The organism is Bradyrhizobium ivorense (genome assembly GCF_900696085.1).
Classification (GTDB): domain Bacteria; phylum Pseudomonadota; class Alphaproteobacteria; order Rhizobiales; family Xanthobacteraceae; genus Bradyrhizobium; species Bradyrhizobium ivorense.
On the sequence record NZ_CAADFC020000009.1, the window covers coordinates 89,312 to 102,842 of the forward strand.

9 protein-coding genes are annotated in these 13,531 nt (G+C 57.5%); 4 read left to right on the forward strand and 5 right to left on the reverse strand.

The annotated features are described in order from the left end of the window. Positions 1-7: 7 nt before the first annotated feature. The 5 genes from CI41S_RS12885 to CI41S_RS12905 form a co-directional block, all read right to left on the reverse strand. A complete protein-coding gene (locus tag CI41S_RS12885; protein WP_139859409.1) occupies positions 8-1,978 on the reverse strand; it encodes a glycosyltransferase family 2 protein in 1,971 nt (656 codons plus the stop codon). Beyond that, positions 1,978-3,183 (reverse strand): HlyD family secretion protein, encoded by a 1,206-nt coding sequence (locus tag CI41S_RS12890; protein WP_139859410.1) that lies wholly within the window; start codon positions 3,181-3,183, stop codon positions 1,978-1,980. Before CI41S_RS12890 ends, CI41S_RS12885 begins: the two co-directional genes overlap by 1 nt. A 1,183-nt stretch (positions 3,184-4,366) precedes the next feature. Then, positions 4,367-5,989 (reverse strand): putative bifunctional diguanylate cyclase/phosphodiesterase, encoded by a 1,623-nt coding sequence (locus CI41S_RS12895; RefSeq protein WP_244626498.1) that lies wholly within the window; start codon positions 5,987-5,989, stop codon positions 4,367-4,369. 642 nt (positions 5,990-6,631) lie between these two features. Beyond that, positions 6,632-8,020 carry a GGDEF domain-containing protein gene (locus CI41S_RS44960; RefSeq protein ID WP_283813105.1) on the reverse strand — a complete coding sequence of 463 codons (1,389 nt, stop codon included), beginning with the start codon at positions 8,018-8,020 and terminating at the stop codon, positions 6,632-6,634. 314 nt (positions 8,021-8,334) lie between these two features. After that, the gene (locus CI41S_RS12905; protein ID WP_139859414.1) at positions 8,335-8,619 is read right to left on the reverse strand and encodes a hypothetical protein; all 285 of its coding nucleotides are present in this window, start codon (positions 8,617-8,619) and stop codon (positions 8,335-8,337) included. 572 nt (positions 8,620-9,191) lie between these two features. Between CI41S_RS12905 and CI41S_RS44965 the strand changes: the two genes are divergently transcribed. From CI41S_RS44965 to CI41S_RS12920, 4 genes are read left to right on the forward strand one after another with little or no spacing between them, the layout of a single operon-like run. Continuing rightward, entirely contained in the window at positions 9,192-9,482 is a 291-nt protein-coding gene (locus CI41S_RS44965; protein WP_283813107.1) for an oleate hydratase, read from the forward strand. Beyond that, positions 9,406-10,809 carry an oleate hydratase gene (locus tag CI41S_RS12910; RefSeq protein WP_283813108.1) on the forward strand — a complete coding sequence of 468 codons (1,404 nt, stop codon included), beginning with the start codon at positions 9,406-9,408 and terminating at the stop codon, positions 10,807-10,809. The genes CI41S_RS44965 and CI41S_RS12910 overlap by 77 nt, the downstream gene beginning before the upstream one ends. Before the next feature lie 26 nt (positions 10,810-10,835). Then, positions 10,836-11,594 carry a glucose 1-dehydrogenase gene (locus CI41S_RS12915; RefSeq protein WP_139859415.1) on the forward strand — a complete coding sequence of 253 codons (759 nt, stop codon included), beginning with the start codon at positions 10,836-10,838 and terminating at the stop codon, positions 11,592-11,594. A 42-nt stretch (positions 11,595-11,636) separates the two neighbouring features. Continuing rightward, entirely contained in the window at positions 11,637-13,382 is a 1,746-nt protein-coding gene (locus tag CI41S_RS12920; RefSeq protein WP_139859417.1) for an oleate hydratase, read from the forward strand. Positions 13,383-13,531 lie beyond the last annotated feature (149 nt).

The following is a 13,531-nucleotide window of genomic DNA, read 5'->3' on the forward strand; positions in this document are numbered from 1 at the left end:
ACGCTCCTCAACTCGTTAGAGCTCGCGCCAACTCGCGGATCATTTGCAAGATGTTCCCTCGATCGGCCCCTGGCATGGCCGATTCGGTGTGAAGCTTCTTGATAATTTTCGCCCTTTGCTCGGGAGTTGGAGAGAACTTGATTCGATAGCCATCACGAGTAGTCGCAGCAACATGCGCGTCGACTCCGCCAATCCCGGGCAGGTCGAGCTTCCCTGCTGCTCCGGCGGAAAGTCCGGATGGACCGCTGATTCGAGCGCCCCCTCGGCCCAGATTGAGAAGCCATCCGCGGTGCTTCTCACCTTGGATCACCAACGTGATGGGTTCTGGGACCTGGCGCTGAGGTCGGTCGTATCGCGGTCGTTCGATGCACACCACGACTGCCACGAACAGCACCAGAATGTTGTAAACTGTCCAGAACATCACGATCGCCGTGCCGTCGCCCGCTGTTGGGGACGTATTGAAAACGAAATCGGAGTTCAACGGCACGATCAGGCCGCCGATCGTCAGTGTGAGCAGGAGTAGAAACGGTCGCATCAACGCCCATTGAACAACGACCTTGGTGCGGTCGCCGCCTTTGGCCGTCACCGAGAATTTATGCGATCCGCTGGTCAGAAGCCCGAGAGCGGCTGCCCGGCTGATGGGCCAGGCCGCGATCAGTTGAGCCGTATCGTTGAGAAGCGGGACAAACAACCCTTTTGAAAGCCAGTTCAGGGACAGCAGAACCATTAGGTAATAGGGTACATAATAACTGATAATTTCCACCAGCGACGCGTTCACGATGGTGATACCGAACCACCAGTACAACAGTGGGCAAATCAGGCTGGCAAGCCTGAAGGGAAAGGTGCTGAGCCAGTAGAGCAATGAATCGAGGATGCCGATTCGATGCATCAGCCCAAGGCCTCGCATGCCAAAGGGGCTGTATGAGCTGCGGACAATCTGCATCAGGCCAAGGCACCACCGTCCACGCTGAGTAATATATTCTTCCAATCCTTCGGGAGCCAAACCTTCAGTCAATGGCTCGTTAAGGTACACAGTTTGCCAACCGTTTTCCGCAAGCTTAAGCGTGAGCAGGAAATCCTCGGTTACGCTTTGTGTTGGAATCCAGCCAATCTGCTCGACGGCTCGGACCCGCATTACGGATGATGTCCCACAGCAGATGGCAATCCCCCAAGCGTCCCGCGCTGGCTCGACGTTGTCAAAGAAATGACGTTGTTCATCGGGATATGCGGTGCTTATTCCCAGGTTATGTTGGATCGGATCAGGATTGAAGAAGTGCTGCGGGGTTTGCACGAGCGCGACGCCTGGCTCGTGAAACAATGCTAGTGTCCGCTCGATGAAGTCCGCATGGGGAACGAAATCTGCGTCAAGTACAGCGACAAAGACGGGGGGAGCTGGATCGCGGGCGTGCACGCGAAGTGCATGGTTGATGTTCCCCGCTTTAGCGTGCTCCTTATCCGAGCGTGCGAGATACCCGATTTCGTGCAGCTCGCAAAGTTGCCGCACCCAATTCCTGGCGCCGTCGTCGAGAATAAAAATCCGAAGGCGTGGATAGCGGATTTCGGTCGCGCCAATGATCGTGCGCTCAAGCACTTCCGACGGCTCGTTGTAAGTCGTGATGAAAACATCGACGCGCGGCGCTTCTCCAGGCAGCCACCATTCGGAGTACTGGTCTGCTTCTGCCGACCGCTCTTTCACCCGCGACAGTATGAAAAACGCGACGGTGGAGGAAAGCATCGTCAGAGCTTCGAGCATCGCGAATCCCCAACTGAACAGCGCGTCCGCAGTCCAGTCGAGCGGTGCCAGCGTTTCCGTGAAGCGCCAAGCCATATAACGCCAAGACAGTACGGCAGCCGTCCCCAGGAGAAGCGCGCGCCAATACCACTTCATCGGATCAAGCAGCGGAAAGACGGTAAGACGAACCCCAATTAAGAAGGCGGCGCCTGCGAAGGCAGCAACGAGTGGCGACAGCACAAGCATCAGAGTCCGTACCGCGTGATAAAGCGACGGAATTGTGCGATTGGGCCAGCTGTGAAGATAACGCGTCCAGTACGTCCAATCGCGCAGCCGAAATCTGCCTCTCCTGCAAGGTCTGGAACAGTCACGGTAACATCAAAGCGCTGTAGATGTTGTGCACTTGGACCCACAGCAAGATTGGTGTAGAGCGAGGCCGCACCGGATCCGCCAAGGCGGGTTATGGTGCCATTGAAAATACGATCATCTCGAAACAACCGAAATTGCACGGCCGTTCCCACCGAGAGACCATCGTAGAGAGATTCGCTGACGCCCGCGGTGACGATCAGTGTACTGCAGTCGACGATCTTGACGAGATCCTGGCCGCGACGCGCGTATTGGCCATCGTCCACTAGTATGTCCCAGACCAGACCAACGACGCTGGCATTAAGAGTAGCGAAGCTCAAACTATTGACACGAAGGCGCTCGGCATCGATTTGCCCGTCGAGCTGGACAATACGTGCTTTCACCTGCTCCTTGTCGACATTCAGCTCTGCCAGCCGCTGCTCGAGCTCTCGGATACGCTGGGCCGAGGAGGGAGCGTCGTTATAGGACTCCCCGATGAAGACGCCGTCGCGAGCGGAGGTAAGTTCTGTCTCTAGATAGTTTACTCGCTGCTGCGCACTCTCCAGTTCTTGCTGCGCCACGTCGTAAGTTGCGCGAGCGCGATCCAGATTCGCCGCCGTCTGTACACCACGCGTGTTTAGTTCGTTTGCTCGCGTGAATTCTGCGTCCGCTTGACGAAGGCGCGCAGCCGCAGCGTCTTGAGCTGCTTTCGTTTCGGCAATTCGAGCCTCAATCTGCCGAACCCTGCCGCGCTGGTAATCAGTGGATTGAACATCGAAGCGAGACCTGGATACGGACAAGGCCTCTCGCTGGCCGACGAGACGGTTGAGCTCGATCTGCTGGTTTGTGCGATCGCGAACAAGCTCTAGAAGCCTCACCGTATCGAAGCGTTGGTCGTTGATTTCTGCTATGAGTTCGCCGGGACTGATGCGCGCGCCGATACTCTTTACGGCAAGCGTTACCTTTCCTTCGATCGGGGCGCGAACGATGTAGAGTCGAGCATTGAGTGTAGCATCCGCCGATGTTCCAGCGAAGTGCTCACCGATAATAACGTACAATCCAATTGCCAACAGGGCCAAGCCGACGGTTGCACGTACGAGCCTCATAAGAACATTCCAACTGCATTTATGATGGGAAGGTCCCGTAGCTTATTCCCCATCCGGGACAAGCATACACTGAGCAGCCTACGGTCGAATCGTTTTCGCCTAAGCGGACCCTCCGCCCCGCTTTGAATTGCCAGGTCCGGTACCACTCGGATGCAAGTGTTAGCGGCTCAGGCGTCATGATCAGACTAACAGGCTGGTAAAGAATAGCTTCGTGATCTCAGCGGCAGGAGGATCCGTATCGTCAGACGCGGCAACGGTTATAAATTCGTTCCTGCAGTTCCAGCAGCGCCAGAGATCTTGAACTTCCCGCTCACCGATGCGTTCATGCCACTCGAGGTGGACCAATGCAGAACCACATTGAGGGCAGTTTTTGTGACGTGCTATTGAGACCGACTCCATGTGGCAGCCCCGTGTCATTACGCCAAAAGACATAGCCGAAAAAGCATTATTGTAGCCGCCGCTTCGTGGGCGGCTGCGGTGGACGGACCTCTCTGTTCAAACCCTGTGCCAACTGCGACAGCTTGATCAGTAAGGGATATTTTTCAAGGAAGTGTACCAGACCGACTGCATGTCAGGAATCGGACAGCTAGGTCACGTTCTCGCAAATCGGGCTAAGTCTCTCGTTTGGAAGCCTTGGGTGGATCGTTTGGCGTTGAGTAGTGCGGCGGAGGGACGGGACAAGCGGATGCTTGTGGAAGTGTGCTTTGGATCTTGTGCTTCCGGCACTCGCTGGCGCAACCAGGAGCCGTTAGGAGACCAGAACGGTCGGCTCCGGCGCTTCAGTCGGAGGGGCATTGGGGATTTGGTGACGGATCTTCGAGACGATATCCAGACTTCGGATATTTGATCGCCGTTATTTCGCCCCATCGTGTATCTGCACGCCACCAGAGCGAGGAGGAGTAGTTAAAGATCAGGCGCTGGGCCGCTCGCTCACCCTGAGCGCATAGGGCCGTTCGGGGATGCCCCTGTGCGTTGACGTTCGAGCAGGTCAATACGGTGATGCACGACAGGCCGCTGCCAGTGATCTAGCCAATGTAATCTCTCAAGACTCTGCGCCTTGTCCAAGTGAATGCGCCCGCCCCAAGCAACAATGCGGGGGCATGCGTCTAGTGCACCGCGGCAAATTTAGACGCTTTATTCTAATCGAGCGCCTGCCGAGCACGCTTGAAATTGGCGCGTCGACTCATGCATGTAGACTTCTTGCTCCATCTCCAGTAACAGGTCCGTCGCTGGCTTCGCGATCAAGCAGCGCCGGGATGCCGGCGGCTGGAACAGGACCACTGAACAGGTAGCCTTGTCCTTCTGTGCAACCATTGGACACCAGATAAACGAGCTGGCCTTCGTCTTCGATTCCCTCGGCCGTGGTCGTCAAACCAAACCCATTAGCAAGGCCGAGTATAGCACGAACGATCACCCGGCTGTCGGTGCTGTCGTCGAGATGCGAAACGAAGCTGCGATCGATCTTGATCTTGTCAAGACGAAACGAAAGCAGCTGGCTAAGCGTAGCATAACCGGTTCCGAAATCATCAAGCGCGATGCGGACGCCGGCTTGACGAAGCCCGTCAATCACGGTCTTCGCAGCCCCGCTTCTTTCCACGAACGCGCTCTCTGTAATTTCAATCTCCAGGCGGTGTGGACTAAAGCCGGTTTGCTCAAGGATCGATATAAGGCGCTCTCCAAGCGCGGAATCCCGCAATTGAACGGGCGAAATATTGAAGGCGAGCGAGAACGCCTTCGGCCACGCAGTGGCATCAGAACACGCGCGGCGAAAAAGCTGATCTCCAAGAGCGTTGATGAGGCCGGTTTCTTCTGCAATCGGAATAAACACGTCGGGCGGGATATGCCCTAACGTCCTGCTTTCCCAACGCGCTAATGCCTCGAACCCGACGATGCGATTACTTACGAGCGAAACCACCGGCTGGTAATGGGGCTCGATAATATCCGCCGCGATAGCGCTCCGAAGCTCACGCTCAATATTGATGCGCCGCTCGACATGCATGTCCATGTCCGGTTCGAAAAAGCGGACCCGCGACCTGCCGTCGCCTTGGGCGCGATAAAGTGCGCGTTCTGCGCGCCTGACCAATTCGTGGGGAGTGACGCCATCAAGCTGAGCGATGGCGATGCCAATTCCAAGACTGAGCTCGGCTGCGCCAGTCTCAATCGCGAAACTGTCGGCGGTAGACGCCACGATACGGCGCGCCAGATTGGCGGGATCTTCGAGGGAGCTAATGTTGGGCAGGACGATCCCGAATTCGTCGCCTCCGATCCTCGCCAGGAGGCCGTCCTTGCGCAAGATGTCGGCAAGCCTTGTGGCAAATTCGCAGAGTGCCTTGTCCGCCGCTGCATGGCCGTGCGTATTCTTGATCCGCTTTAAGCCGTCGAGGCCGAGCATCAGAACAGCGACTTGATGCGTGTCGGTGGCGAGGCCAACGCAAAGATCAAGTTTCTCATCGAACAGGCGGCGGTTTGGCAAGCCAGTCAATGGATCGTGTCGTGCCAAATCGCGGACTTCTCCTTCGGTAATGGTTCGTGCTTCAGTTCCGCGAGCGAGTTTTCGGTAGCGCCGAACACTAAAGACTGTGAGCCCAATGCTCAGGAAGAATGCAACGAACACGATGAATATGATGTCGTCGAGTACCGAATCCACATAGCGCTGTCCCAGCCGCGCCAAACGAGTGCCAAGCCCATAGAGATGCGCTAAGAGCGAAACGAGAACGATGCCGCCGAAGATGGCAATGAAGTCCCTCGTGGCAGAACTACGCCAATCGAAGTGCAGTACGCGCAATCGTGGAGTTGAAAGTCCCATCTCAGTCGAACCGTCGCAACGCAGATTGGCCCAGGGAGGTTCTTGCCCGCAGCATGATTGTTAGCTGAGAGCCAGATTTTGCGCCAAGCTGCAATAAGCCATCGGGTCGCGATAGTTGTTCCTCGCAAAAGTTGTATTCGAGCGACCGGCAAGTTCGCACTCGTTAGCACGGCCGAAGCAACAAGGTATATCCTGAATATGCCGCTTCAAAACTTTGAACACTCTTGAGCGCGAGCGCCAAGGGGGGGGCGCTAGTTCACGTGCGATAGCAATCAGCGCGACTAGGTTCCTGCCAGTAGTGCCTCCTGATCCGGAACTTCTGCCAAGTGCCTGGCGAGCGGATTGGTGATCGCGGCGCGCGCCAAGGGGCGGCGGCCTTGGCGAGATGAGACGACCGCCAGTTGAGCGCTCGACGGAACGACGGCTGTCAAGCGACGCCGTTGTAGCTAGCAAGGACATTACGGCTCCCGACAGCTAGTGGCCGCAGCCTATTGCGGTGCGAACCTGCCTGCAAACATTGCAATGGATGGACCATGACCGAATAGTTGGTTAGTAGAGTTGCGGTTTTGACTCGGAGAATAACAGCGAGAACGGGCATCGGGGCCCAGAGCACCAGAGACGAAGTGAGCGATTAACGATAACCTAGGCGACAACCACACGGTTGCGACCTTCAAATTTTGCGCGATAGAGTCGCTGGTCGGCGACGTTCAAAAACCCGTCGAGCGTGTTTCCATCGCGCCCGAACTCGGATACTCCAACACTGATGGTGACGCCGATCGACGGTTCGGCTCCGACGTCGAACGCAGTGCGTTCGATAGCCGATCGAAGCCGCTCGGCGACCGCGCACGCCGCGTCGAGCGTCGCCCCCGGCAGCAGTACCATGAATTCCTCGCCGCCCACGCGCGCGACAGAGTCGTAAGGGCGGATCGCCTCCAGACACTTTCGCACGAATACGCGCAGGACCTCATCGCCGACGCTGTGACCACGTGAGTCGTTGATACCCTTGAAATGATCTAGATCGAGCGACAGCAGAGACAACGGAGCTCCGGTCCGCTTGGCCCGTGCGATCTCCGCGCCGATATGCTCGATGAAGTGGCGTCGATTCCCGGCACCGGTTAGTGGATCGGTTGCGGCGAGCCGCTCCAGCCTTTGATTGCTCAATTGCACTTGCTGGAGTGCCTTTTGAGTGTCGGCCATCGATTCGGCCAGGCGAGCGGTCATTTCTTCCTGGCTATAGATGGTCGCGAACGATTGCGTTGTTCGGAAAGCCTGGACGACGCCATAGCTGAGCAGAAAAAATCCGCCAGCAAAGATTGCGTGGGCCAGCCACCACATATGGTTCCACGGCGCGGCCAAAATGAATGCGAGCGACGATAGCGCAAACCATGCGACAGAAACGCCAAAAACAAGCATGAGCGGCGAGTGAATCCGTCGCATGAGCAAGACCGCGACGTTCAGCGCACTAAATAGCAATGCGCCGCCCTCCATGGACAGGCGGACCACCGGGTGCCCAGCATAGGGTGAATAGGCGACCATTGCGACAGCTAGGTCCATCGTAAGGAACAGGCCAATCCACATCAGCCATGCGCGCGTGTCCGAGCGCTTCTCAAGCCCGTCTGACGGCCGGTTGTAGCTGAGTAGCCCGACAAAGAGCAAAATCGACATCGCCAGACGCGACGCTGGCCCATAGAGCAGAAACAGCCAAATGTTGCGATGTGCCATCCCGGTGAAGGCGCCGTGCAGCGTATAGATCAGCACGAAGGCCAGAAAACCAAGGGTCAACCACCGCAACAGGGGCTCGCCTGAAGACCGATAGCAACGCCACGTCACATATGTGACGAACAACCCCTCGAGGGTGGCGACGGCAATGGCGAATTCGTGGAACAGATGGTCTTCAAACTTCAGCGCGGGATCTTGCTGGAAATAGAGGTAAGCGATGAACTGAGTGGGCAGCAGGGCGAAGCCGATAATGAGAAGGCTAGTATACGCCTGTGTGATCAGCCGCAGCGCGTTGGGCGGCTCGTGCAACATTAGATTGGTACTCATATGCTATACCGTCATTCCATGATGATCCCACACGGTCCTTTCATGAACTCGTGGGCCTTTCTTCAGAGCACCTTGGAGTCCTGCTGTACAACCAATGTGAAGGGCATCATGGGTCGTCTTCGCCGAAGGTCATCTAACACCCCGGCACGGGTGATCGCCGCCGCACGGGCGCGGAAGTCACAAGAGTTGCCTTCCCGTCCATCGGCTGCACTCATCCGAGCAGGGCGGCGCCGCCGCGGGATCGGCTTGCCATCCAGGGAGCGGCTAAGTCCCGCCACCGCGGGATCGTCGGTGGTCCGCTAAAGGAAAGGGTATCGTACGTGTTCAGTACAGTATCCCCAGCTGCTGCCCCGAGTCGGCACGATCTGCGACCCGTTCGAAAACGCGCCATCGGAAGATGAGGAAATCACGAGCCCGTTGAGGAAAGGATTCTGCGCATTACCGTACTCAATCGTCTGCTTGCCACCGACCGGTAGCGCCGCTGCGACGATCGGTCCGGACTGGTTCGGCTCTGAGCCAACGCGCGTGATGAGCAACACCGTAAGTGTCAGGCCGCTTTGATTGACGAGTGTCTTGTACGCCATCTGTGACCTCCGTTATCTGCTGGGTGGCCCCACGCCGAATTGCGGGACAGAGGTTCCGCTATATACATAAGCTGGTTGAGCTACGCCCCTGTCAAATCTTGTAGGCGGCCAATATTCGGAACCTGTCAGATAGTTTTCAGCATATAGAGAATGCGGTGCCGCTTCGGTGTAACGCGCTCATGGCCGTGTTGCAGGAATAGGCAACATCCCCGCTTACTCGGCACTGGCCAAACTGGTCGCCTGGAATGTTAGCATAGTAGTCGGCACAGGCCCCACCGGCACTATATGAACTTCCCTTTTGCCCTGTCTGGTTGAAGACGGCGAAGTCAGAAACCCGACATGACGATGCTTCCATTCCGTATTCAAGCAAGGCCTCTAATCGGTTTTTGCGTGCTGCGAAACTCGGCGGGCATGACTTTGATTGGTCTCGGTCAACGCGGCCGCAGTTGCTGCTTATGATCTTTGCAGTGATTGTCCCGGAGCTGTGCTTCGCGAACATTGTTTGCACGCGCCGTTATCGGCGCGCCGATTGCACTGACTGATATTCCAACCGCTACATGCCGGAGAACGTTATGCGCTCTGCCTCTCCCTCTTCCCGCCTGGATTCACCTAAGGCGGCTCCTCGCAACGCCTATTTGATCGGAACAGGCATTGCCGCCTTGGCCGCAGCGGCCTACCTGCTCAAGGAGGGCGGCCTGCCGGGCCCAAATATCGTCCTTTTCGAACAAATGGAGCAGTTCGGCGGAAGCCTCGACGCACATGGCAATCCGAAGGAATGGATATGTCATGCGTGGCGGGCGCATGTTCGAGGAGAAGTTGAACTGCACCCACGACTTGTTGTCCTTCATTCCTTCGATTGCTGACCCGACGAAATCGGCCAAGGACGAACTGATGGAGTTTCATCAGGAATTCTTCTGGAACGACAAGGCGCGCTTGGTTTCCGGCGGCCAGATCGTCGACGTTTCCGATCTGGGTTTCAGCGAGAGAGATCGGCTCGACCTGATCGCCCTTTGCGCGACGCCAGAATCGGTGCTTGGCGTCAGGACGATCCAAGACTGGTTCGAACCCCGTTTCTTCCGCAGCAACTTCTGGCTCATCTGGTCCACGACGTTTGCTTTTGCGCCTTGGCATAGTGCGGTCGAGTTCAAGCGCTACTGTCTACGCTTCCTGCATCTGTTCTCGACGATCGATACGATGGGTGGAATCTATCGCACGCAGTTCAACCAGTTCGATGCAGTGGTCCGCCCGATCGTCGCATGGTTGAAGGCACGCGGCGTCCGGCTCGAGATGTCGGCGGAAGTGACCGATGTTGATGTCGTGGTCGAGAGCGGGCAGAAGACCGCGACCCGTTTGCACTATCGGAAGGGCGGCGAGGATCGCACCGTCGATCTGGCCGAACGGGATGTTGTGTTCGTCACCAATGGGTCAATGACATCCGACACCAGCTACGGTTCTATGGACACGGTTCCGGTGCTGAATACGCAGCGAAGTGGAGGTTCCTGGCGACTTTGGGAGCGCCTGGCCGCTAAAAGCCCAGACTTCGGTCGGCCTGCTGCTTTCATTTCCAACATCGACCAGTCCAAATGGGAGTCATTTACCGTCACTGCAGACGACTCGAGCTTCTTCGACCGACTAGAAGCCATCTCTGGTAGTCGAGCCGGCAAGGGCGGGCTGATAACGATCAAAGACTCCAGTTGGCTCCTGACCGTCGTCCTTAATCATCAACCGCACTATTACCAACAGCCGAAGGATGTCTGGGTCTGGTGGGGATACGGACTTTTCCCGGACAAGCCGGGTCAATTCGTGCATAAACCTATGGCGGAGTGCACGGGGCGTGAAATCCTCACCGAGTTGCTTTCGCACCTGCGATTTACAGAGAGCATTGCGCACATTCTCGACACTTCGCGCGTCATGACGTCGCTGATGCCTTACGTTACGGCCCAGTTCATGCCGCGCGGGAGGTCCGACCGACCGAAGGTCATTCCGAACGGATCGCGCAATCTCGCCTTCATCGGCCAATTCTGCGAGATCCCCGACGACGTAGTCTTTACCGTCGAATATTCCGTGCGCGCGGCGCAGATCGCCGTTTTTGGCCTACTCGACGTGCAGCGTCCGGTCTCACCCTTTTACAAAGGCCAACATGATCCCAGCGTCCTCTTCGATGCCTGGAAGACGCTGCACCGTCACTGATCAAGGGCAGGAAGCAAGGAGCTGCCATGGGACGTGTGAACAACAAAGTCATTCTGGTGACGGGCGGGGCTCGTGGGATGGGTGCGGCTCATGCGCGCCTATTGGTGGCTGAGGGGGCCAAGGTCGTAATCACTGATATTCTGGATACGGAAGGCGGAGCTCTTGCCGCTCAACTTGGCGGATCCGCCGTGTATGTCCGTCAGGATGTTACCCGGTCGGAGGAGTGGGCCGAGACGGTCGCAAGCACCGAACGGCGGTTCGGCGCGCTGCACGGGCTGGTGAACAATGCTGGGATCGTCAACATGGCCTCCCTCGAGCAGCTCGCGCTCGACCAATGGAATAAGACCCTCGCCGTCAATCTCACCGGTGTATTCCTCGGAATGCAGGCGGCCTTGCCGGCCATCAGGCGCGCCGGCGGAGGTTCGATTGTCAACATCTCGTCGGTCGAGGGGCTGCGAGGCAGTGCCGGGCTCCACGCCTACGTCGCTTCCAAGTTCGGCGTGCGGGGCATAACCAAGTCCGCCGCGCTGGAAGCCGCGGCCTCGGGGGTCCGCGTCAACTCGATCCATCCCGGCTTCATCGCCACTCCGATGAGCGAGAGCTTCGAGTCCTCTCTTTTCCCCATTCCGCTCGGCCGGCCAGCCGAGCCGCAGGAAGTGTCCCAGGCAGTCTTGTTCCTACTCAGCGATGAGTCCAGCTACCTCACTGGTTCTGAGATCGTCATCGATGGCGGCCTGACGGTCGGCGTCCCGCGCAAATGCCCGGCGCCCGAGAACATCTTCTGATAAGCCCAACTGATCGTCAATCCCACCCGGACGGAGTGTTCCATGTATCATGGTAGCGGAAATTACGAAGCATTTGCCCGCCCCCGCAAACCTGAAGGAGTGGACAATAAGACGGCGTGGTTCGTTGGTGCAGGCCTGGCAGCGCTTTCCGGCGCAGCCTTCCTGATCCGCGACGGCCATATGCGCGGCGATCGGATCACCATCTTCGAACGGCTCAAGCTACCGGGCGGGGCGCTCGACGGTGGCCAAGACCTGGAAAGGGGATTCGTGATCCGGGGAGGCCGCGAAATGGAGGATCATTTCGAGTGTCTATGGGATTTGTACCGGTCGATCCCTTCGCTCGAAATAGAAGGTGCCAGCGTCCTCGACGAATTCTACTGGTTGAACAAGGATGATCCGAACTACTCGTTGCAGCGGGCGACTGTGAACCAGGGACAGGATGCGCGCACAGACGGCCTTTTCAGGCTGAGCGAAAGGGCGTTCAAGGAATTGATTGCAGTCTTTCTTGCCTCCCGTGAGGAGACGGAAAACAAGCGCATCGACGAAGTGTTCGGAAGTGATTTCCTGAACAGCAATTTCTGGCTTTATTGGCGAACGATGTTCGCTTTTCAGGAATGGCATTCTGCTCTCGAGATGAAGCTTTATCTGCATCGGTTTGTTCATCATATTGGCGGCCTGCCGGATTTCAGCGCGCTGAAGTTTACCAGGTACAATCAGTATGAATCGCTGGTTCTACCGCTGTGCAAATGGCTGTTGGAGCAGGGCGTTAACTTCCGCTACGGCGTCGAAGTCACCAATGTCGATTTCGACATCAAGGCCGGATGCAAGCAAGCCACGGCCATTCACTGGCTGGAGGACGGCGTCGCAGGCGGTATCGGCCTGGGCGCCGACGACCTTGTATTCATGACGATCGGCTCGCTCACCGAAAACTCGGACAAGGGAGACCATCACACGCCCTCTAGGCTCGACCAAGGCCCGGCGCCTGCTTGGGATCTGTGGCGACGTATTGCTGCCAAAGACGCGGCCTTCGGCCGCCCGGACGTCTTCGCCGGCAACATCCCTGCAACCAAATGGGAATCGGCGACCATCACGACTCTGGACGCGCGCATTCCGGCATACATCCGTAAGATCGCTAAACGTGACCCGTTCAGCGGCAAGGTCGTCACGGGAGGGATTGTCACGGCGAAGGACTCGAGCTGGCTGCTCAGTTGGACCGTAAACCGCCAGCCGCATTTCAAGCACCAGTCCAACGATCAGATCGTCGTCTGGCTCTATTCGCTTTTTGTTGATAGGCTCGGTGATTACGTGAACAAGCCAATGCAACATTGCACGGGCGAGGAAATCACGCAGGAATGGCTTTATCACCTCGGCGTGCCAGTCGAGGACATACCGGGACTCGCCGCGACGGCGGCAAAAACAGTGCCGGTGATGATGCCCTACGTCACCTCTCTCTTCATGCCGCGCAAGGCGGGTGATCGGCCAAATGTTGTGCCGAACGGCGCCGCCAACTTTGCTTTCGTCGGCCAGTTCGCTGAGTCGGCGGAGCGCGATTGCGTCTTCACGACGGAATACTCGGTTCGCACGGCGATGGAGGCCGTATACACGCTCATCAACGTCGAACGTTGTGTGCCGGAGGTGTTCAATTCGACCTATGATATCCGCAAGCTGCTCGCGGGAATCCGCGGGCTGCGCGATGGCAAGGAAGTCCAGATCCCGGAACAGGCGTTCTTGCGCAAGCTGATGCTGAAGAATATCGGCGCTACAGAGTCCGGCAAAACCGCTCTATGAATATCATCTGATCGCCGGGTGACCATCCTGCGGTCGCCATGGGTTGATCGCCCGGTCGTTGAAAAGACCCTTCGTGCTGTCCCTACGCTCTGCTCCGGAGGGGCAAGCGCCGCCTCGCCGCGCGCGCCAACCGTCGAGCCCAGCAACGC

What these genes read in the sequence shown, in the direction of transcription:
- CI41S_RS12885 (WP_139859409.1), bottom strand. Translation starts at nt 1,978, where the DNA reads ATGCTTGTGCTGTCGCCACTCGTTGCTGCCTTCGCAGGCGCCGCCTTC.
- CI41S_RS12890 (WP_139859410.1), bottom strand. Translation starts at nt 3,183, where the DNA reads ATGAGGCTCGTACGTGCAACCGTCGGCTTGGCCCTGTTGGCAATTGGA.
- CI41S_RS12895 (WP_244626498.1), bottom strand. Translation starts at nt 5,989, where the DNA reads ATGGGACTTTCAACTCCACGATTGCGCGTACTGCACTTCGATTGGCGT.
- CI41S_RS44960 (WP_283813105.1), bottom strand. Translation starts at nt 8,020, where the DNA reads ATGTTGCACGAGCCGCCCAACGCGCTGCGGCTGATCACACAGGCGTAT.
- CI41S_RS12905 (WP_139859414.1), bottom strand. Translation starts at nt 8,619, where the DNA reads ATGGCGTACAAGACACTCGTCAATCAAAGCGGCCTGACACTTACGGTG.
- CI41S_RS44965 (WP_283813107.1), top strand. Translation starts at nt 9,192, where the DNA reads ATGCGCTCTGCCTCTCCCTCTTCCCGCCTGGATTCACCTAAGGCGGCT.
- CI41S_RS12910 (WP_283813108.1), top strand. Translation starts at nt 9,406, where the DNA reads ATGCGTGGCGGGCGCATGTTCGAGGAGAAGTTGAACTGCACCCACGAC.
- CI41S_RS12915 (WP_139859415.1), top strand. Translation starts at nt 10,836, where the DNA reads ATGGGACGTGTGAACAACAAAGTCATTCTGGTGACGGGCGGGGCTCGT.
- CI41S_RS12920 (WP_139859417.1), top strand. Translation starts at nt 11,637, where the DNA reads ATGTATCATGGTAGCGGAAATTACGAAGCATTTGCCCGCCCCCGCAAA.